At 67.3% G+C, this 20,027-nt stretch carries 15 protein-coding genes; 6 read left to right on the top strand and 9 right to left on the bottom strand.

The annotated features are described in order from the left end of the window. Positions 1-38: 38 nt before the first annotated feature. Positions 39-3,047: a glycoside hydrolase domain-containing protein gene (locus VGK32_03075; GenBank protein HEY3380721.1), complete on the bottom strand. Its 3,009-nt coding sequence runs from the start codon at positions 3,045-3,047 to the stop codon at positions 39-41. Positions 3,048-3,191: 144 nt separating this feature from the next. On the opposite strand from VGK32_03075, the gene VGK32_03070 reads away from it, so the two are divergent. Both VGK32_03070 and VGK32_03065 read left to right on the top strand, forming a co-directional pair. Beyond that, positions 3,192-3,749, top strand: a complete 558-nt coding sequence (locus VGK32_03070; GenBank protein ID HEY3380720.1) for a hypothetical protein — start codon at positions 3,192-3,194, stop codon at positions 3,747-3,749. After that, positions 3,746-4,522, top strand: coding sequence for a chlorite dismutase family protein (locus VGK32_03065; GenBank protein HEY3380719.1), 777 nt, complete (start codon positions 3,746-3,748; stop codon positions 4,520-4,522). The genes VGK32_03070 and VGK32_03065 overlap by 4 nt, the downstream gene beginning before the upstream one ends. A gap of 8 nt (positions 4,523-4,530) precedes the next feature. Here VGK32_03065 and VGK32_03060 read toward each other — a convergent pair whose 3' ends face one another. Next, complete coding sequence (locus VGK32_03060) at positions 4,531-4,665, bottom strand: DUF190 domain-containing protein (protein HEY3380718.1); 135 nt, start codon at positions 4,663-4,665, stop codon at positions 4,531-4,533. Positions 4,666-4,714: 49 nt separating this feature from the next. Here VGK32_03060 and VGK32_03055 point away from each other — a divergent pair, with 49 nt between their 5' ends. Next, a complete protein-coding gene (locus VGK32_03055) occupies positions 4,715-5,686 on the top strand; it encodes a hypothetical protein (GenBank protein HEY3380717.1) in 972 nt (323 codons plus the stop codon). A 93-nt stretch (positions 5,687-5,779) separates the two neighbouring features. Here VGK32_03055 and VGK32_03050 read toward each other — a convergent pair whose 3' ends face one another. The 5 genes from VGK32_03050 to VGK32_03030 form a co-directional block, all read right to left on the bottom strand. Further along, on the bottom strand, positions 5,780-9,961 hold the full coding sequence (locus tag VGK32_03050; protein HEY3380716.1) for a M14 family metallopeptidase: 4,182 nt from the start codon (positions 9,959-9,961) through the stop codon (positions 5,780-5,782). Positions 9,962-10,033: 72 nt separating this feature from the next. Then, positions 10,034-11,395: a hypothetical protein gene (locus VGK32_03045; protein ID HEY3380715.1), complete on the bottom strand. Its 1,362-nt coding sequence runs from the start codon at positions 11,393-11,395 to the stop codon at positions 10,034-10,036. Beyond that, positions 11,396-11,728, bottom strand: coding sequence for a contact-dependent growth inhibition system immunity protein (locus tag VGK32_03040; GenBank protein HEY3380714.1), 333 nt, complete (start codon positions 11,726-11,728; stop codon positions 11,396-11,398). Then, complete coding sequence (locus VGK32_03035) at positions 11,725-12,174, bottom strand: RNase A-like domain-containing protein (GenBank protein HEY3380713.1); 450 nt, start codon at positions 12,172-12,174, stop codon at positions 11,725-11,727. The genes VGK32_03040 and VGK32_03035 overlap by 4 nt, the downstream gene beginning before the upstream one ends. Positions 12,175-12,468: 294 nt before the next feature. Beyond that, a complete protein-coding gene (locus VGK32_03030) occupies positions 12,469-13,656 on the bottom strand; it encodes a hypothetical protein (protein HEY3380712.1) in 1,188 nt (395 codons plus the stop codon). Positions 13,657-13,833: 177 nt separating this feature from the next. On the opposite strand from VGK32_03030, the gene VGK32_03025 reads away from it, so the two are divergent. Together VGK32_03025 and VGK32_03020 are read left to right on the top strand one after the other, a co-directional pair. Next, positions 13,834-14,799: an RluA family pseudouridine synthase gene (locus VGK32_03025; protein HEY3380711.1), complete on the top strand. Its 966-nt coding sequence runs from the start codon at positions 13,834-13,836 to the stop codon at positions 14,797-14,799. 14 nt (positions 14,800-14,813) lie between these two features. After that, on the top strand, positions 14,814-15,362 hold the full coding sequence (locus VGK32_03020; protein ID HEY3380710.1) for an AAA family ATPase: 549 nt from the start codon (positions 14,814-14,816) through the stop codon (positions 15,360-15,362). 36 nt (positions 15,363-15,398) lie between these two features. On the opposite strand, the gene VGK32_03015 is transcribed toward VGK32_03020, so the two are convergent. Together VGK32_03015 and VGK32_03010 are read right to left on the bottom strand one after the other, a co-directional pair. Next, complete coding sequence (locus tag VGK32_03015) at positions 15,399-16,511, bottom strand: FAD-dependent oxidoreductase (GenBank protein HEY3380709.1); 1,113 nt, start codon at positions 16,509-16,511, stop codon at positions 15,399-15,401. Beyond that, complete coding sequence (locus VGK32_03010; GenBank protein ID HEY3380708.1) at positions 16,508-18,328, bottom strand: sodium:solute symporter family protein; 1,821 nt, start codon at positions 18,326-18,328, stop codon at positions 16,508-16,510. The genes VGK32_03015 and VGK32_03010 overlap by 4 nt, the downstream gene beginning before the upstream one ends. 88 nt (positions 18,329-18,416) lie before the next feature. Here VGK32_03010 and VGK32_03005 point away from each other — a divergent pair, with 88 nt between their 5' ends. After that, complete coding sequence (locus VGK32_03005) at positions 18,417-19,997, top strand: L-serine ammonia-lyase, iron-sulfur-dependent, subunit alpha (GenBank protein ID HEY3380707.1); 1,581 nt, start codon at positions 18,417-18,419, stop codon at positions 19,995-19,997. Positions 19,998-20,027: the final 30 nt, after the last annotated feature.

Genomic DNA, 20,027 nt, shown 5'->3' with positions numbered 1-20,027 from the left:
CCGGCCCGAGTGCGGCACGTTGAATTGGCCGTCGGGGCCTACTGGATGATCACCAGCCAGCCCTTTCCGGGTTCCACGGGGATCGGGTCGCCGGGCTTGAACGCCCGCGCCTCCTGGAACCCTTCGATCGCCGGTGCGGTCAGTCGCGCTCTCGTCGGGTCGAGGCCGAGCGCCTTCCAGTCGATCGTCAGCTCGACTGCCGCCCGCTCCCTGGCCCAGCTCGCCAGTGCCACCATCGTCTTTCCGTCCTTCACGTAGCTCGTCGAGAGCACGTCGGCGCGATCCGTCTTCACCGGTCGATTGTCCACCCAGAAACCCACCATCCGGCTGTCCGCGATGCCAAAACCGTCCCAGACCTTCCACAAGGGACGCGGGTCTCCGGCCCACGGGAGCCGCCCCGTCATGCCGAAGACCATGCCGCGCCAGGGATTGCCGTTGTCCTGGAGCATCTCGCCCATCAGGCCGAACGGAATGCCCGAGATTTCCACGAGCCAGTAGTCGGGCGACGAGTTGTAGTCGAAGTACTCCCCGAACCACAGGCGGTTCAGGAACGGGAAGTGCTCGAGGTAGAGGTTCGCGCTGCTCGCGAATCCGTCGCGCACGTTGAACTGATTTGCGGAGTGGAGGTCGATCAACGCGCCGGGACGCCCCCGGTCGAGCACCTTCCGCACGCGCTTCATCGTCGTCCGGTCGAACGCCACGTCGTCGATATAGAGACCGTCGATGTCGATATTGCGCGCCAGCCAGTTGAGGCCTTCGACATAGTAGTTGTGCCACCTGGAGACACCGGTGTTGATGACGGCGGCATCCTTCAGTTCGGGGACGAACCAGGCGGCGATGTAGTCCGACCCGAGGTGCTCCTGCAGCCACGAAAAGCCGCCGCCTGGCCCGTTCGACAGGACCTCGTCTCCGAGGCTGCGCAGCGCGAAGAGCTCAGGCGCACGGTTCGTCAGTTCGCGGACGGTGTAGTAGATCTTCACCTTCAGGTTCCTGGCGTGTGCCTCGTCGATGTACGCCTTCATCTGCGCCGGCCGCAGGAACGGGTAGTTGATGTACGGGTTGATGTCGTTCGCGTGGTGGATGTTCAGCGTGTTCGCGCCGGTCGCGGCCGCTTCCGCCACCGGCTTGTAGGCGTGGAAGAACCGGGTCGTGAACTGCGCCTTGGTGTCAATCGGGTGGAAAGGCGTCAGCAGCAGCCGGAAGTCGTATCGCTGCGCTTCGCCCTGATGCATCACGCGCGGCCCGCTGTAGCAGCCGACGAGGAACGTGGGGCCGGACTCGGAGAAGCGGCAGCCGCCGCGGCCGCCGTTCGACCACGACGCCGGCATGACGAGCGGCTTCGAGTGATAGAAGTTGGTGTTGAGCGGCCGCGAGTACTTGTCGTCCTTGAGGGTGAACTGCAGGCCGGCGTTGACGTCGCCGATCCACGCCGAATCCTGGTTGTGCTCGACGTTCCACTCCCACTGATACGCTGGCGGCCTGGTGCCGCCCTTCACGCCCATTCCCATCATGTATCGGGCGACGTCGCGGGCAAATGGGATCTCGAGCCTCACGTCGTTCAGCACCGCGTCAGCCGCTGCGCGCAGCTCGACCTCGAACTCGATTGTGCCGTCGAACTCCATCCGGGCCCGCGTCTTCATGGTCAGCGGGCCGGACGTGCTCGTCGCCTCCCACGCGGCCGCGCCCGCGGCCTGCATGGTGAACCGTGGACCCTGGCCGCTCCATCGACCGACCGAGGCATCCGGACTTTCGACGACGAGACTGACTGGTCGGGTGAAGAGGTCGCGCGGCCGGTCGGAGAGTCCGGTCATCTCGGGCGAGAAGCGGCTTCGGATCTGTTCGGGAAAGCCGGTGGCGCCGATCGAGACGCTGCGGCCGAGGATGCTGATGGTGCGGTCCTTGACCTCGACCGGCGTGTAGGGCGAGACGATCTCGTCATCGAACGCCAGCGTCGAATCGAGCCAGCGAAGCCGCGAGTGCCGCCACGGTTCGTCGTCGCCGGATGCCGGAATGGTGGCCGACGTGACGACGAGTGTCACCGAGACGCCGGTCGGCGGCGCGTTGGCCGGTGCGATGGTCACGGTGCCCTGGTATTCGCCCGGCGCTGCGTCTTCGGGCACTTGGACCCCGAACCACAGCGCCTGCACCCTGCCTTGTTCCACTGTCACGCGCTTGGTGAAGGTCCTGCTCGTCCAGTCACGCCCGCCAAGATTGAAGCAGCGGATCGCGGACGCGGGGATGAGGTGTCCTGCCGACTTCAGGTCGCCCAAGCGGACGTCGAGGCCGTCGATTGCCGAGCGTGCAGCGAAGAGTCCGACCTGGAACGCGTAGAACTCGCCGCGAGCGGCCTCGCCGCGGAACGGCCGGTTCGCGCCCGCGGCAATCCACCGGTGCGGTAGATCGGCCGTCATCCGGATCGGGAAGCGCCGGTCTTCCGGGAACACGAGATATCCGCTGCTCGCATGCTGCCCGACGAGCGCGCTCGTCTCGGCGGCGGTGGCGATGACCTCCATCGGGTAGAAGGAGTTCAGTTCATCGATCGCCTGGAACTCGACGACGGCCACCTGCGGCAGTGACTTCCAGCCGTTGCCTGGGAGATCCTGCGGCGCCAGGTGGTTTGCCGCCAGCCACGCGCCCTGCGCGGTGTCCTCCGGGGCCGGGTAGACGACCTTCGGGTAGTTCGATCGGCCTGAGCCGATGTTCGGGAGGTGGTAGAGGAAATACCGGCCCGCGCCGGATGTCGGTTGGAACGCGATGTCCCCCGCCTCGCGTCCGACGGCGATACGGACGACGTTCAGGACGCGGGCGCCGGTCTGCCCATCCACGACGAGGAGGTGCTTGGCCTCGGGATTCGTGTCACGCCGTCTCCACGGCACGTGTGCCCAGACGGCCCCCGCCTGGGCGCGGACCTCGAGCACCACTCGGTGGTTGCCCAGCGTGTCGGCATCCCAGGAGCCGGTCGTGTACGGGATTTCCTCGGCCGGTGCGGCAAGCGGCAGGAGGAGCAGCAGCGACAGGGCGGCGGGCAGCGAGCGATGTGGCCTCATGCTGCCGCATGTTATCGCAGGATTCACCGCGCCCGCACGTGGGGAGTTCCGCCCGCGACATGAACGAGCTGCGCCAGCGTGGTGCGCCCCTGGCGGCCGCCTGTGCTACGATCAGAAGTTCCCGCGTCTCATCAGGAGTCACCGATGGCATATCCGTACCACCCGCCCGTCGCCGGTCGCAAGGACATCCCCGCCGGTCCGGGAAGACTGTGGAAGCGCATCCCTCAAGAACGCCGCATCGAGGCGGCAACCGCGTTCTGGCAGGACGAAGAGGAGTCGATGGAGCAGCAGGCCGAAGCTCTGCTCGCCATCGCCGCGCACTACCGCTTTCGCGTCAAGACCGTGCGATCGCTACCGCTCGAAAAGAGGGTGCACTACCTGGCGGCGCTGCCCGGTGTATCCGACACCATCGCGGGCCGCGTGCTCGTGGCCTATCACCTCGCCCACCAGCGTCCGATGCTCGGGGCCTTCCTCGACGCCGTCGGGATTGCGCACGACAACGGCGTGCTGACCGTCGAGGAGTTGAAGGCACCCGAGCCGAAGGCGCTCGCCGCGGCTGCGGAGACGCTTCGGAAGGCCTATCCGAAGGAAGACGTCGAGCTGTACTTCCAGACGTTGATCGTGCAGGATTCCGACACCTGGGGTGGCCTGGTCGATCTCCTCGAGCCGGCCGCCGAGGTGCCGACCGGGGACATGCGATGAGCGAGCCACACGGACAGCGTCCGGTGCCGGTCTCGCCCGGCGCAGCCGGGGCCACGCGGCGCGGACCGGAACCGCCGGATATCAGCGAGACGGGCGGTCTGAAGGGTGGCCAGCCCCAGCGGTCCGACGAGCGGCTGTTCGTGCAGTTGCTGGCGTTCGGCGGCTGCTTCGATACGGCGCCTCTCGTTGCCCACCTGGCCGCATCGGGTGTCACGGGTGTCCTCTACGAGGATCTCAACGACCCGCGGGGAGTGGCCGTCCTGTCGCTCAGCAAGGACCCTTCGTTCTTCGTGGACACGCTGCGGCCGGCGCTCAACGCCGGGCCGTTTGCGCCGCTCGTGCGGAAGCCCGAGTTCACGATGATCGGGCGCACGTACGCGCTCGGCTACGAGCCCGATCTCGCGGACGTCCTCTTTCACCGGCCGACGCGCACCGTGCTGAATCCCGCCTGGCGCTGGGCCGTCTGGTACCCGCTGCGCCGCAATGGCCGGTTCGCGCAACTGCCGCCCGAGGAGCAGCGAGTGATCCTCGCGGAACACGGCGCCATCGGCATGTCGTTCGGCGCCGCGGACCTCGCGCACGACGTCCGGCTGGCGTGTCACGGCCTCGACACGAACGACAACGACTTCGTGGTGGGGTTGGTCGGGAAGGACCTGCACCCGCTCTCGGCCGTCGTCCAGGCGATGCGCAAGACGCAGCAGACCGCGCTCTACCTGGATCGGCTCGGGCCGTTCTTGGTCGGCCGTGCGATCTGGCAGAGCCAGATCGGCTGATTCCGGCCCTATTTCGAGGCGCGATACATCAGCACCTCGGCCCGTTCCAGCGTGACGAGCCCTTCGTGCACCATGCGGTCGAGCACCGGTAGGAACGCCTCGATCTGCTTGGCTGCGTCCACGATCTCAACTTGGAACGGAATCGCACTCCGGAATGCTCCGCGACTCGTCGCGGTGTACCATCAGGTCTGAATGCGGGAGAAGGACGGGGGCTTTGTCGTCGGCGTCAACCTGCCCTGGCTGCAGTACGGCTGCGACTTTGGTGCGAATGCGTGGCAGGCCGACGGGGGAGTGGCGCAGCCCGAACGGCGCAGGCGCCTCACCGAGGTCTTTGCGCGGCTTGCCGACCGCGGCCTGACCGCGGTGCGCTGGTTCATGCTGTGCGACGGCCGGGCGGGGGTGCGGTTTGCCGGCGATGGTACCGCCGTCGGGCTCGACGACTGTTTCTGGCGCGACCTCGAGGTCGGTGTCGAGGAAGCGGGCCGCCACGGCCTTTCCGTCGTGTTCGTCCTGTTCGACTTCACGTGGTGGAAGCGCCGGAGATGGGTCGAGGGCGTGGCCTGCGGTGGACATCGGCGCGCCACCACCAGCGCCGCGCGACGCGAGGCGCTCCTCGAGGGTGTGGTCACGCCGATCCTCGAGCGCTGCCGACGGGAGCCTGCCATCTCGGCGTGGGACGTGGTCAACGAGCCGGAGTGGGTCACCCTCGGCGTCAGCGGCTGGAACCCGTGCACGTCGGTCAGCCGCCGCTCCATGCGTGCCTTCATCGAGCGATGTGCGGCACGCGTCCATGCCGAGACGAATCATCTCGCCACGGTTGGACTGGCCTCGACCCGCGGCTTGATCCTGGTCGAGGGGCTCGGGCTCGACGTCTACCAGGTACACTGGTACGACCGCCGCGAGCGACGTGCGCCGCTCGATGCGCCGATTGCCGCGACGCTCGACCGTCCACTGTGGCTCGGCGAGTTTCCGACGGCCGGTTCCGCTCGGACGGTTCCAGAGATCCTCGAGACGGCTCAGAGCGCGGGCTATGCGTGCGCGCTGGGGTGGTCGGCGGAGGCCGGGGACCAGTGGTCGGATGGTGACAGAATGCGGGGGGCAGGGGGCAGGATTCGGGATTCGGAGAATTGGGGTCAGGGGCCACTGGACGGAGCCGAGAAGTGAGAACCTAATCACTCTCCTCAAGGCCACTCCAGCAGAGTCCGCAGGTATCGAGTTGTGCCGAGATCGCCACGCCGCCGCACCCCTTGGGCCGTGCTACTTGCCCGGCCTCACCGGCCGCACCCGCACCATCGTCAGCACCGCCCCGTCGCGCAGGCCGCCTTCCTCGATCCTCTCCACCCGGTACTGACCCTCCTCGAGGTACTTCACGTGAGCCATAAGGAAGGAGAAGCCCGCCTTGGTCACGAGGCTCAGCCATTCACCTTGCGCGGTCTCGTCGGGCGCCTCGGTCATGCCGCTCATGAAGGTCACCTGCGGCCAGGCGCTGATGGCGGCCCGTCGGCCGGCGGCCCCTGTTGGCGGCGGGCTGGCCCGCCGGCTGCCGCGCGGCTCCCCGGTTTCGGGATCCGAGTAGTAGATCATCGTGTCCTTGTAGATCTCGACGCCGTAGATGTGCGGGCCAAAGCCCGATGCCCAGCGGCGATACCGCTCCTGGTGCCGCGTGCTCATCGCGTGCACGTCCGGGTTCCGGTTGATTTCCCGCACGATCGCCTCCCGCAGCGCGGCCACGGCCACCGGATGGTCCGGGTACCGCGGGTCCCGCAGGCCGCTCAGCATCGTGTACCAACCGCGCGAACTCAAGTAGGCACGGAAACCGGGCGCGACGTACCCGGAGAACGGCTGCACCCACTCGTGTGACGGATAGCCGTGGGGATTCAGGTAGATGTCCGGCAGCCACTGCCGCCACAACTTGCCCTCGACCTCCGCTTCCGGCAGCAGGCCGATCGCGCGCGAGGTGATGTCCATCCCCAGCGCGCTGTAGCGCCCGGCGTGAAGCATGTAGGTGGGCGTGAGCTTCTGCAGCTCGTAGGCCATCTGCGCGCCGTCCGGATTCATCACCGGGCAGAGGACCAGGTTCACCTTCTCGAGGATCTTCTTGTATGCCGGGTCGGTCGCCACCAGTTCCGCGAGTCGCAGAATGTGGCTGGTCGAGGACACCTCGTTCGCGTGCTGACGGCCCATCATCAGCATCGTCGGCTTGAGTGCCGTGTACTTCGCCAGCGAGATCAGCTCGCTCGACGTCGGCAGCGTCAGCTCCATCGCGGAGATCGGGCGCCCCCGGTACGACTCGCCGACCTTGTAGCTGTGGACCTCGGGGAAAGCGGCGAGCTTCGTGACGATCTGCTCGGCTTCATCGGGGCCGATGATGTGATCCCACGTCACGATCGGGCCCTTCGGACGATCGGCCGCCAGTCGCACGGCCGAAGGCCGCGCCACGCCCGTGTTCGGCACGACGCGCCTCGTCCGCGCGTCCTTGAGGCCGACGGTCAGCGCGACGCGATCGACATGGTCGAAGACGAGGGCCGTTCTGAAGAGCCCAGCGGCCTGCAGCGCCACTAGGCCGTCCACCGCGTCCACGGCCCGCGTCGCCTCCTTGTCATCCTTCGCGTCGACCTGCAGTTCGATCTCGCTCACGCGATCGTCGCGAACGACGGCCCGCACGACGCTGGGCGCGGTGGTGTCGATGCGCGGCAGATCGCGCGACACCTGCGTCGGCTTGTCGCTGCCCTTCTCCTTGTAGGTGACGTCGAGGCGCGCCTTGGTGGACGCATTGCCGGCGTAGAGGATGCGTGCCTGTCCGGGTTTCCCGGGGCGGCTCGGATGGATGATGGGAAAGACCTTGCCGGGCGCGTTCAGCCGGTTCTTCGTCAGCGTGCGCCCCATGGCCGAGAAGAAGTCGAGCGTGACGAAGTACAGGTCCTCGTGCAGGGCCTCGAGCGACGACACCAGTTCCTCGTCGATGCCAATTCGCTGGTCGGGCTCGCTCATCCACACCTCGATGTCGAGGTCGCGATGGAATGGCTGCTTGTCGGCCGTCGGCTTCCCGCCGGTCACTTTCATCACGTTGTCGTAGATCCGCGGAAGCACCTTGCTCTGGTAGTAGTCCCAAAAGCGTTCGGGATCCGTTTGGATCCGCAGGTCGGCGACCGTCTCGCCGTTGACCCGCGCGCTCAGCCAGCCGGTCGTCACCTCGACCCGCGACCAGCCGGGGAACTTGTCGAGATACTCGCGCTCGGTGAACTTCGGGCTGAACGTGCCGTGATACACGACGCGGCCTGCGGCATCGAGCGCGTCGAGCGCGTAGATGTCCTTCGCATCGTCGGTCAGCTCCATCTTGAAGGCGCTCGTCGGAATGCCCAGGTCGCGCTGGAAGATCTCGTCAACCGGATAGAGTTCGTGCAGCCACCGAGTCGGAACGGAGTAGAACTTGAACTTCTTCGACAGATCCGGCTTGTGCGTGGCCACGCGGATCCGGACGGCGCGAGCGTTCTTGCCGCGGAGCGCGGGGATGACCTCGTCGGTCAGCCACGAGTAGCCCTGCTTGTAGGCGCAGAGCACTCGCACCCGAACGGTCGCAGCGCCCGCCTTCGTCAACTCCGCGCGTGCCTGCTCGACGAGGCCCGTCCTGACCTCGTCTGGCTCACTGAGGCGCGCCTCGACTTCGACCGCCGATCCCGGTTTGACCTTCGGGATGACGTCCGACCGGAGCTTCGCCCAGAACTCGTCGACCTCCCACGGCACGTCTATCTTGTCTTCGAACACCGTGGCGGGATCCGTGATTCCCTGGCTGGAGACGGTGACGGTCGCGGCCTGTCCGACTGCCGCTCGGATCTGCGAGCCCACGTGCGCGTCGAGCGCCTTGTCGCCGTGCTCGATGAACAACTTGGCGTCGAACGACTCGATCGTCTTGTCCTTGAGATCGTCCAGCACGCTCTTGAGTTCCTGGACGGCTTGCCCGGCTTGGCCGGCGCTGCTCTTGGCTGCGAGGAAACGCGTCACTTCTGTGGAAACGTCTTCCATCGACGCGGCGCCGCGGGCGACATCCCAGACGTACGGTGCGCGGCGTGCCAGATAGAGGCTCGCCGCCATCGTGCCAGCCGGATCCGCCCCGGCCACGACGGTCGCGGTGGCGTTGCCGAACGCGCGCGGGACGATCTGCACGGCACCTTCGCCAGGGTGAAGGTCGTCCAGACGTGTCTTGCCGATCTTGATCAATTGGAGGACGAGCGCGTTCGTGCGGCCGACGAGGATGGGGCTGGCCTCGTTGCCGGGCTCCTTGACCTTGTCGTCGCGCTTGGTGATCGGCAGGCTGATGCCGGTCGTCTCGAGTCCGAGACGGGCCGCAATGTGCGCTGCGCCAAGTGAATCGTCCGCGCTCCCGACCACGACGGCCGTCTCGGTACGGTCCGGGATCAGGTCCTGGTAGGCGTCGCCGAACCAGCCTTCGATGGAATACGCGTTGGTGAGATCGAACGGTTTGGCCGGGGCGAGTCGCGGCTCGATCACACCGCTCGCATTCGGCTCCGGCGCGAACTCGTCTGGATCGACGGGCGGCGTGAGGGTTCGGCCGTTCATGCCGCCCCTGTGGACCACGGCCGTGGTCTGCGGTCCCCCGTCGGTGAGCATCTCCACGCGCGTTGCCGCGGCCTCGGCGAAGTTCAGCGTCCGTTCCTCGAGGCCATGGCGATGGGCGGCGTCGACTTGTTCGAGCGCCGCCGCCGCGCGAGTGGCGTCCTGTCTGGCGAGGTGCGTCCGAACGCCGACGACGGCGATGCCGCGCCGTTCGGCATCGACCAGGAGGGACGTCACGTGGGTGTCCGAGGCGGTCATGCCCTTGTCCGCCAGGCAGCGGGTCACCTGCTGCTCGATCCCGCCCAGCGTGATGCCGGTCATGTTCCACAACCGCGGCACCCGGGCTGCGAGTTCCACCCCGGCGGCCAGCGTTCCCGCATCGTCTCCGCCGACCACGACGACACCGTCGGGGCCTCCGAGCGGCGAGCGGACGAGCGTCAGGAGGCCCTGTCCGGCCTGCACGGACCGGACGTCGAGCGCGCCCCGATCGATCAGTTGCTTGACGAAGGCGTTGGTTCTGCCGACGAGGATGGGCAGGCCGATGTCTGCCGGCGCGCGGACCTCGTTGTCGCGCAGCACCAGGGGCATCGACAGTGCCGTCGTCTCGTACCCGAGGCGACCGGCGATGTTGGTCGCCGCCTCGATGTCATCGGCCGTCGGGCTCGCCGGCACGATGATGCGCGCGACGACGGCATCGGGGAGATTGTCCCCGTTGGTGTCGCGCACGGCGGCCGCACTGCCGCTGAAGACGCCGGCCAACGACTCGAGCCGGGGCGCGGCGGGCGCTCGCTGTCCGAGCGAAGTCTCACCGGCCATCGTAACGGTCAACACGACGATGCTGGCGAAGAGAAGGTAAGTGCGCATGTTGAGATTGTCCGATCCTGCCAGGGAGCGGGATAGATTCGATGGCAGAGATATCCCAGGACGACGGCGCTGTCAACGACTCCCGATCACGGGCAGGGGCAGTTCCCTCAGGCGCGAGAGGAGGACCTGGCGTTCCCCGTCCTCGAACCCGATGAACACGACCGCCATCGTGCGGCCCACCGCCGCCGTCTGGGAGCGGGGCGGCGGCGTGCCCTTCTCGATCGCGCGGAGGAACTCTTCGCGCTCTTTGGCCGAGTCCCACACGGTGATCCACACCCCTTGAAGATCCGCGAGACGGTGGGCGGCCTCTTCCTGCGTTGCCCCGGATGCGAGGAGGTAGAAGCGATCGCCGCCCCACCCGATTGCGCCGGGATTGGTCCAGGCGGCCGCCGACTGGAACTTGGCCATGTCCTTCGGAGCCTCGTGCGGCTCGGTGAACACGGCCGTCAGCATCTCACCGAGCGTGTCGCGGTGGACAATCCATCGGCCGTCGTGCGCCAGCCACCGTTCGATCGCCCGGTCATCGATGAGGATCGGTTCATCGGGCCGCTGGGCGTTCCAGTACTTCTCGGGGTGGAGTACCTGTTCACCGGACCGCGGCGGCGCCTTCGCCGCAGCCAGGAGGTTCTCCCCAATCGGCCGGTCGTCGGGCATGCTGAACACGGTGCTGAGGTCTCCCTTGGCCAGAAACGCGGCGCCGACGATGTACGAGCCGAACATCGCCGAGAAGTAGCGCGGGAGTTGCTCGAGCTTCCTGGCCCGCGCCAGCTCCTGCTGCAGGTACGGTCCCAGGTCGGCGAGATCCAGCCGCCCGGATTTCTGTGCCACCGTCATGTCCTGGAGCATGAGCGCCGTCGCGGAGCCTTCGACGAGCGCGGTGACGACAAAAGCCGAATCCTCGGTCTGCGGGACGCGGTGCGTCAGGCTCGTGATGTCCAGGTATTGGTCGTCGAGTGCGTGGGTGAGCTCGTGCGAGAGAATCATGCGGTCGACGAACGCGGGCGTCGTGCCGGGGCGATCGACCAGATGGAGCACGTGGCTGTCGGTGTCGTAGTAGCCGGCCACCTGCTGTTCGAGAACATCGAGTTGCGCGGCGACCAGGTCGCAGTCGGAGGGAATGAGTCCTGCGGTACGGAGAAAAGCCTGCTTCATCGCGAGACGATCGGGCGGCAACTCCCTTCGGATCGATCGCTCCAGGTCGGATCTCGCCTCGGGGAGCGACGTGTGCATCTTGTCGACCCGCCGTTTGAACGTCCAGCCACGCAGCTGCTCGACCTCGCGAGCCACTTCGTCGGCCAGGCGGCCGAGCGAATCCTCCTTTGCGAGGCCGGACGCCAGTTGACCGGCCGCCGGCTGTCCCCTGAGGGCGGGGACGCCGATCGCGCAGGCAGCAGCGAGACCGACGATGAGCGCGCGGAGCCGGAGGCTGTTCATTCAGGTCCGGCGCGGTGAGGGTGTGAACAAATCTTCGAGGCGCTTCAGGCTGGAGGGACGCCAGGCGCTGCCGAGTTCGCGGCGGACGAAGCCGGCGACGGTCTCGAACGGCAGTTGACTGGCGACCGAGAGAAACGCCGCGGCCTCCGCACCCAGGCGCGATTTCTCCTTGGCATTCGCGTCCATGCGCCACATCCGCAGCGCGCCCTCCGGCGTCCCGTGCTCCGACACGAAGTCCTCGTGGAGATATCCGCTGAAGAACGACTCGAGCGTCGGGTAGGCCGCAGCGCGGAGCTCGGGCGCGGGGCCGCTCTGTGTCGGGCGGGATGTCATCGGCGTGCCTCCGGGTACGAGGTGAGCACGTAGTAGTCGCGACGACGTTCGTCCCAGCGGAGCACGACGACTGCGTCGTGACACGGCTGCGGCGCGCGTGTTCCGCGTTCGAGCGAGCGACCGATGGGGCGATCGCGCGGACCGCGGTAGTGGAGGGCGAGGTTCGGGCGATTGCCGCTGCGTGCCAGCCAGGAATCCAGGCGGCCCTTCGACTGCGCCAGTGCGTCGGACACGACCCGCTCTGCGGTGGCCCGGTCTTCGTACGTGGACGCCGCCGAAATCTGACGTTCGCGCTGGAGACGGTCCTGCAGTTGGGTGTCGGTTCGCCCGACGTGCCGGGCGAGCGTGTGGCCGCCCATTGATTCGTCGCGGCTCAGATCGCGAGCGGCGCCGAGCCAGGTCAAGGCACAGAGCCAGCAGACGAGCAGGGCAAAGGCTTGTCGCATCCGGTCGCCATTCTACCTTGTGGCCCGCCGATCGTCGACACGGACCGAGTGGCACGGGCGAAGTGCCACGGGCGGAGTGCCACGGGCGGAGTGCCACGGGCGGAGTGCCACAGGCAGAGTGCCACAGGCAGAGTGCCACAGGCAGAGTGCCACAGGCAGAGTGCCACAGGCAGAGTGGCACAGGCAGAGTGCCACAGGCAGAGTGCCACAGGCAGAGTGGCACAGGCAGAGTGGCACGGGCGTCCCGCCCGTGGTCCCAGGCAGGCACAAATACCTGCCCCCACTGGACCGGCCTCAGTGACTCGCCGGTGGAGTCCGGCGCACCGCGAGGAGCACGGCCGCGCTGCCGGCTTCCCAGTGATAGCCGAACGAGAAGGTGAGCGGTTTCACGCCGCGCTCCACGGCGTACGCCCTTGCCAGATCGGACTGGTAGCCGTAGTTGAAGTCCTTGACGGGCTTCTGGTAGCGCCCGTACAGCGTGACTTGCCAGTCGGCCGGCTTGAGGAACCGGAGCGGGATGCCCGAGTCGTCCTCGAGGATCAGCGTCGAGTGCGTCAGGAGCAACTGGCGCACGGACGTGAACTGGGTCCCGTGGAGGAGATAGGACGCCGACTTCAGAAACGTTGCGAACGGAGCCTGATTCCGCAGGAAGGGGACGACCCCGGGGCGCTGTGAGATCGCGCGGTCTTCGGCCTGCGCGCGGAAGTAGACCAGCGACTGGGGCTGATGTCCCGGGCGAACGAATGCCACCTCGACGGCCGGTGCGGCCTTGTGTTCGCGAACGGCTGCCGAGCGGTCTCGAAGCTGACCATCCTCCGCGATTTCGACGTCGCGCACGCTGACGATGCGGGCATCGAGCCGTACCAGGAAGATGGCCATGAGCGGAAGCGTGCCGTGCAGTTCGGGGGCGGCCGTATCCTTCAGCATGTGGCGGGTGATGAAATAGTTCCTCGCAAGCAGGTCGTTCATCGCGTGGCGTGTTTCGTCGAGCAGTGTGGCCGAGCGCTCGGCGGTCAGGCGGTCGAGGGGCGGCAGCGAGCCCGGCTGCTCGAGGCCGAACAGCACGTAGCGCTGGCAGTCGGGGAAGAGGAGCCAGGCGTTCAGGATGTCCGGGCCGCTGAATGGGTACATCAACGTGGCGCACGCGCGGGTCTGCGCGGCGTTCAGTTCGCGGTTGCGCCACTCGGTCATCTGGACGAATCGCTCGCGCGTCGCCTTTGTCCATTCAGCGTCGAACTCGCTCTGCCAGGCCTGCCACTCAGGCCGCGCGGCGACCGGGGCCAGTCGGCCAGCGGCGTCGGGCGCGAGTCCAGCCAGCAGCCGCGCCGTGTCGGTCAGGCCGCGGTCGTGTGCCGGCTCGGACTGGGCGGGCACGGCGGTCGACGCCGTGGCCGCCTGGGGCTGCTGGCGGCATGCGGCGGACGCGATGGACGAGGACGTGACCAGCAGAACCAGCAACAGACGAAACGCCAGACTGGGCATGGGGATTCGAGCCTTTCAACAGAGGATGAGTCATCCTAGCCGGGACCTCGATCGAAGTCCAGCGGGCGGTTGTCGTCTTGCGCTGGCGAGCGGCACGGCTGGGTCGTTCGATGCACAAATGGCGTAGTGGCGAGTCGAAGCCCTGAGCGATAATCGGTCGGTGACATCTGGGCATTCATGCGGCGTCTGACTTGCACGGCCACCGACGGCGAAGCCGGTACACGTCTGGACGATCTGATCGGTCACTGGCTTCCTGCTGCCGTGGGGCACTCACTGTCGAAGTCCGCTGTACGCCGGCTCATCATGGCGGGGGCGGTGTGCGTGGACGCTCGCGTCGCCCGACGGCCCGGGCTGCGACTGACCCGCGGCATGCGGCTGGACGTGCAGGTCGATGTCGAGCGTCTCAGGCCCCAGGCCGCCGCACGCTCCGGCCCGCTGGCACCGGTGATCCACGTCTTGTACCGCGACGAATGGTTGGTGTCGGTGGCAAAGCCCGCCGGGCTCCAGACACACGCCGCCGCCGACACGCGTCTCGACGACCTCGTCTCCGCCACCAGGCGCCTGCTGAATGTGCCGTACCTCGGCGTCCATCACCGCCTCGACCGGGATACGTCCGGCGTGGTGCTCTTCAGCCTCGATCCGGCGGCCAATGCAGGACTCGCGGCGGCATTCGCCGACCGCGCGGTCGACAAGGTGTACCACGCGCTGACCACGCCTGGCGCCCGCGTGCCGGGCCGACCCTGGCGGGTCGAGGGCCTGCTGGCGCTGAGCGGAAGTGGCCTGCGGGCACGGATGACGCGCGTGGCAGCCGGAGGGAAGCGGGCCGAGACGTCTTTCGTGGTGCGACAGCGACTGCCGCGCGCCTGCGTGGTCGAGGCGCGACCGCTGACTGGCCGCAAGCACCAGATCCGCGCGCACCTGGCCGAGTGCGGCCTGCCGATTCTCGGCGACCGCCGCTATGGCGGGCCGACCGCAGTCGGTGGGGCGCGCGTCGTCCGGGCGATGTTGCACGCCGTACGGTTGACCCTGCCGCATCCAGTCTCCGGTCGTTCGCTGCGCATCGAGTGTCCATATCCCGAGGATTTCGCGTCGCTGCTTCGACAACTCGGCGGTCGGCTTGACACCACGAAGCCGAGCCGATAGGCTCCCGACCACTCATGAAACTCGCCTTCATCGGAACCCATGGTGTTGGAAAGACCACGCTCTGCTACGACTTGGCTGCCGCGCTGAAGCGCCAGGGCATCAATGTGGACATGGTCAAGGAAGTGGCGAGGCTGTCGCCGCTGCCGATCAACCGCAAGACCTCGCTCGACGCCCAGACGTGGATCCTGACCACTCAGGTGGCCGAGGAGATCCGTTCCGCAGCGCACCACGAAGTGGTGGTGTGCGACCGCAGCGTGCTGGACAATTACGCGTACCTGATGTTTGCCTGCGGCCGACAGAAGGCGATCGAACGCTTCGTGGACTACTGGATGAAGAGCTACACGCTGTTGTTCAAGGTGCCGATCTTCGGGCAGGCAGCCGCCGACGGGGTGCGGGACACCGACGAGTTCTTCATGCGCTCGATCGACCAGCTCGTGGACACGCTGCTCGCCGAGAAGAAGTACCCCTTCGAGCAACTGCCCGAGGGACAGCGTGACACGTGGATCGACGTCGTGAAGAACGTGGTGCTGAAGCACCCGGAACTCAACACCAGGCTCATCTGACTCCTGGCTCCGGACTCCTGGCTCTTGGCTCCTGCTTCAGAACCGTCCGACGGCCATCTGCGCGACGTCGATCCAGTCCGGTGTCCGACCTGCAAGAATCTCCGCCATCAGCTCCCCGACAGCCGCGCTCGTCGTCATACCGAAGCCTCCCAGCCCTGAGAGGTGATACAGCCCGGGCCGTGCCGGGTCGGCGCCGATGAACGGATGCCGGTCGGGCGAGAATGTTCGCAGGCAGGCCCAGGAGCGACGGAGTGGGAGATCGGTGAAGGCCGGAGCGTGCGCAGAGAGCTTCTCGGCAAGGAGTTCTGCCGCGGCCGGATCGGTCGGCGGTTCGCAGGGAACCATCAGCGTCTCATCGCACGGAGACATGAGCAGGCCGTCCCCCTCAGGCCTGAAGTAGAAGCCCGCATCCTGCACCCATGCAAATGGCGAGTCGTGATGGCCACCAGTCGGCGGCCCGAACACGAACAGGTGGCGTCGCAGCGCGCGGAGCGGAAGCGGCGCCGCGCCCCGGCCGAGGCGTCCAGCCCATGCGCCGGACGCGTCGATCACCGCGTCGGCCGCGATGTCGCCCGCGGACGTCCGCACGCCGGTCACCCGGCCCTGGCTGACGATCAAGTCATCGGCCCGGCAGTTCGTGTGCAGCTCGAACCCCGTGGCCCGGGCCTGCTGAATGTAGAAGGTGAGCAGCGCGTGGATGTCGGCGATCGCCTCCTCTTCACACCACAGCGCCTCGTGAAAGCGCACGAGCCTCAGCAGTGGAAAGCGGTCGCGCGCCACTGGGAGAGTCAGGAGTTCGACGTGGAGCCCGCGCTGGTTCAGCTTCGAAGCCAGTTGGTGCAATTCCCCGGCAGCGCCGGCACCCGCCAGCGTCAGCCCCCCGGTTGGGTTCAGCAACGGGCCGCCTGACGACTCCAGCCGGCGGATGTGATCGAGAGACCTGAGGGCGAGCGTGAGAATCGTCGGGTCCTCTTCGGCCACGCGAAAGATCGCGGCGTTTCGTCCCGATGCGTGGTAACCGTAGCTCGATTCCTGCTCGAGGATGACACCCGGGCCGAGACCGATCCGGCCGATCGCCCACGCGGTGGCGGCGCCGGCATAGCCGGCCCCCACGATGACAACGCGGGTATGGGAAGGCGGCGGTTTCATGATGCCGGTGCGCCCTTGTCGGACCACAGCCGTTGGACGACGTAGAGAAGCGCCGCGCTGCTGACGGCGAAGACGCCGAGCAGACCGAGGGCGTATCCCGTCCGGCCGTAGAGGAAGTTGCCGACAGTGAAGAGCGCCGCCCAGATGACCGTGCATCCCGATACCCAGCCGAGCAGCGCGAGCGGAATGTTGTCGCCTGCTTCGTCGCTTCGGCGCGGACCGAGGCCGGCCTCCAGGCGAATCCGGTTCCAGCCCGGTCCGAAGGGCCGGACCTTGGTATAGAACGAGATGAGCGTCGGCCGGTCCGTCTCGGGACCGATGTAGGCCGTCGTCACCCAGCAGATCGTCGTGACCGCGATCGTCAGGAGCAGCGCATGGTGGGTGCTGAGGTGCACGTGGTACTTGGCGAGCACGAGCAGCGTGATGGAGACGGCGAATGAGCTGACCATCGCGACGACCTCGCACCACGCGTTGACACGCCACCAGAACCAGCGGACCAGGTAGAGGAGTCCGGTTCCGGCGCCAACCTGGAGGATCACGTCGAATGCGTCCTTTGCCGTGTCGAGAACGAACACGAGGCCCGACGAGCAGAAGAACAGAATGACGGTGACCACCCTCCCCGCGGCAACGTAGTGCTTCTCGCTGGCGTCCTTGCGAATGAACCGGCGATAGAAGTCGTGGACCAGGTAGGAGGCGCCCCAGTTCAGGTGCGTGAGAATCGTCGAGGAGTTGGCCGCGATGAGGCCACCCACCATCAGGCCGATGAACCCGACGGGCAGGAACTTGAGCATCGCCGGATACGCGATGTCATGACCGATCAGGCTCGGATCGAGGTGTGGGAACGCCTTCTGGATGTCGGACAGTTCCGGGTAGACCAGAATCGAGCAGAGGCCGACCAGAATCCATGGCCACGGGCGCAACACGTAGTGCGCCACGTTGAAGAACAGCACCGCACCGAGCGAATCCCGCTCGGACTTGGATGCGAGCATCCGCTGTGCGATGTAGCTGCCGCCGCCGGGCTCGGCGCCCGGATACCAGACCGCCCACCACTGCACGGCGATCGGCATCACGAAGACCGCGATCGCCATATCCCAGTTGTTGGTGAAGTCGGGCAGGACGTTCAGGTAGTGGATCGTGGAGCCGTCCGGTGCGATGTGCGGCTGAGACAGCTTCTGGACCAGGACGCCGAGGCCGCCGACGTGCGCCACCGCAAAATACGCGGCGGCGATAACGGCCGTCATCTTGATGAAGAATTGAATCATGTCGATGACGAGCACGCCCCACAGGCCGGAGTGCGTGGCGAAGATCACGTTCAGGCCGCCGACGAACGCCAGCGTCTGCCACCGCGGCAGGCCGAAGAGGACCCCCGCGATCTTGCAGGCCGCGAGGTTCACCGTCGCCATGATCATGCAGTTGAACAGCAGGCCGAGGTATACGGACCGGAACCCGCGCACCACGCCGGCCGCGGCTCCCGAGTAACGGATCTCGTAGAACTCGAGGTCGGTCATGACACCGGATCGCCGCCACAGCCGCGCGTAGAAGAAGACCGTTGCGACGCCGGTCAGCACAAACGCCCACCACACCCAGTTGCCCGCGACGCCATTTCGGCGGACTATATCGGTGACGAGGTTGGGCGTATCGCTGCTGAACGTCGTGGCCACCATCGACAGCCCGGCCAGCCACCAGGGGACCGCCCGGCCCGACACGAAGAACTCGGACGTGCTCTTGCCGGCGCGCTTGCCGAAGAACAGCGCAGGCACGAAGCAGATGAGCAGCGAGACGACAACGATCACCCAGTCGATGAGCTGTAGGTGCATGGATGCGGCTCCGGCGCGATCTGGTTTCTGGCCGCCCACGATAGCATAGGAAGGCGGATAGGCGGATAGGCGGATAGGCGGGACACGAATGTCACACAGTCACTCGGACGCTCCCGGAATCTTCAACGACATCCTCGGGCCTGTCATGCGCGGGCCGTCGAGCTCACACACGGCCGGGTCGTTTCACATCGCCACGCTGGTGCGCGCGCTCGCAGGAGGTGCCGTCGCACGGGCGCAGCTGACGTTCGATCCGGATGGTTCCTACGCGCGGGTGTACAGACAGCAGGGTGTGGATCGCGCCTTTGCGATGGGCCTGCTCGGATGGCCGCTCACCGACGGTCGCTTCATGACAGTGCTCGACCAGGCGCCCGACGCCGGGCTCGATCTGTGCTTCACCGTGGCGCCGCTCTCCGGCGCCGACCACCCCAACACAGTCGAGATCGTGGTGGCGACCGGCGACGGACGTGCACTGCGCCTCCGCGCGAAATCGGTTGGAGGCGGAGCGGTCGTCATCACGCGGGTCGGGGATTGGCCAGTTCGACTGACCGGACAGATGCCCTGCACGCTCGTCGAGGTGGAGGTGGGCTCCGCCGAACGCGCCGGCGCGATCCTTGGCGGGGATGGCGTGGCGGTGGAGCGCGTCGAGTCGCAGCCCGCAGCCGAGGCCGCCGCCCGGTCCAGCCGATTCGTCCTCCTCATTCGACACGACGCGTTGCCAGAGGCGATGCGGACCGCCGTGCTTGGGGTCGAAGGCGTCTGCGGTCTTCGGGAGGCGCCGCCAACGGCGTTCGCCAAACGCGGCCGCCCGCTGTTCTCGAGCGCTGCCGAGATGGTCGGTTTGGCCGAGACGCGGGGCTGGTCGCTCGGTCGGACTGCCCTGGCGTACGAGGCGCAGTTGCTCGAGCTGCCCGAGGACCGGCTCGTCGCCGAGATGCGGCAGCGCTTCGAAATCATGCGTGCCGCGGTCAATCAGGGATTGAGCCCAACGGCCGCGCCGATGCAGTTGCTGGCGCCCACCGCGCGCCACGTGATGGAGGCCGACCAGGGCGGCCGGCTGCCCGTTGGGGGACTTCACGCTCGAGCGGCCGCGAGAGCCATGGCCGTGATGCACGTCAACGGGGCGATGGGGGTGGTCTGCGCGGCGCCGACCGGCGGTTCCGCCGGCGTGTTGCCCGGTGTCCTCGTATCACTCGTCGAGGACCGCCGGGTGACGCTCGAGGCGGCCGCGTACGCCTTGTTCGCGGCGTCAGCAGTCGGGCTCATCGTCGCGGCCCGGGCCACGTTCGCGGCGGAGGTGGCGGGCTGCCAGGTTGAAATTGGCGCAGCAGGCGCCATGGCCGCGGCGGCCGTCGTCGAGACAGCCGGCGGCACACCGCGCCAGGCGGCAGATGCCGCCGCGATTGCCTTCCAGAACACGATGGGCTCGGTGTGCGACCTCGTGCAGGGCGTGGTGGAAATCCCCTGCCACACCCGAAACGCGGTTGGCGCCTCATCGGCCTTCGTGTGCGCGGACTTGATCGTGGGTGGGTATCAGAACCCGATCGGCCTGGACGAGACGATCGATGCCGTCTACGACGTCGGTCGGATGATGCCGCCCGAACTCCGCTGCACCGCGCGGGGCGGCCTGGCCATTACGCCGAGCGCCCTGAGCCTGCACCGTCGTCCATGATCCGTTCGCTGTAGAATGGCTGCGCTTCTG

Source organism: Vicinamibacterales bacterium (genome assembly GCA_036504215.1).
In the GTDB taxonomy this organism is placed as follows: Bacteria; Acidobacteriota; Vicinamibacteria; order Vicinamibacterales; family Fen-181; genus FEN-299.
The sequence above is the reverse complement of the archived record's forward strand: the minus strand, read 5'-3'. Positions and strand labels throughout refer to the sequence as shown.

Coding starts and splice junctions, on each gene's coding strand:
- VGK32_03045 (HEY3380715.1), bottom strand. CDS start 11,395: ATGAACAGCCTCCGGCTCCGCGCGCTCATCGTCGGTCTCGCTGCTGCC.
- VGK32_03015 (HEY3380709.1), bottom strand. CDS start 16,511: ATGAAACCGCCGCCTTCCCATACCCGCGTTGTCATCGTGGGGGCCGGC.
- VGK32_03020 (HEY3380710.1), top strand. CDS start 14,814: ATGAAACTCGCCTTCATCGGAACCCATGGTGTTGGAAAGACCACGCTC.
- VGK32_03040 (HEY3380714.1), bottom strand. CDS start 11,728: ATGACATCCCGCCCGACACAGAGCGGCCCCGCGCCCGAGCTCCGCGCT.
- VGK32_03035 (HEY3380713.1), bottom strand. CDS start 12,174: ATGCGACAAGCCTTTGCCCTGCTCGTCTGCTGGCTCTGTGCCTTGACC.
- VGK32_03025 (HEY3380711.1), top strand. CDS start 13,834: ATGCGGCGTCTGACTTGCACGGCCACCGACGGCGAAGCCGGTACACGT.
- VGK32_03005 (HEY3380707.1), top strand. CDS start 18,417: ATGTCACACAGTCACTCGGACGCTCCCGGAATCTTCAACGACATCCTC.
- VGK32_03010 (HEY3380708.1), bottom strand. CDS start 18,328: ATGCACCTACAGCTCATCGACTGGGTGATCGTTGTCGTCTCGCTGCTC.
- VGK32_03065 (HEY3380719.1), top strand. CDS start 3,746: ATGAGCGAGCCACACGGACAGCGTCCGGTGCCGGTCTCGCCCGGCGCA.
- VGK32_03055 (HEY3380717.1), top strand. CDS start 4,715: ATGCGGGAGAAGGACGGGGGCTTTGTCGTCGGCGTCAACCTGCCCTGG.
- VGK32_03050 (HEY3380716.1), bottom strand. CDS start 9,961: ATGCGCACTTACCTTCTCTTCGCCAGCATCGTCGTGTTGACCGTTACG.
- VGK32_03075 (HEY3380721.1), bottom strand. CDS start 3,047: ATGAGGCCACATCGCTCGCTGCCCGCCGCCCTGTCGCTGCTGCTCCTC.
- VGK32_03070 (HEY3380720.1), top strand. CDS start 3,192: ATGGCATATCCGTACCACCCGCCCGTCGCCGGTCGCAAGGACATCCCC.
- VGK32_03030 (HEY3380712.1), bottom strand. CDS start 13,656: ATGCCCAGTCTGGCGTTTCGTCTGTTGCTGGTTCTGCTGGTCACGTCC.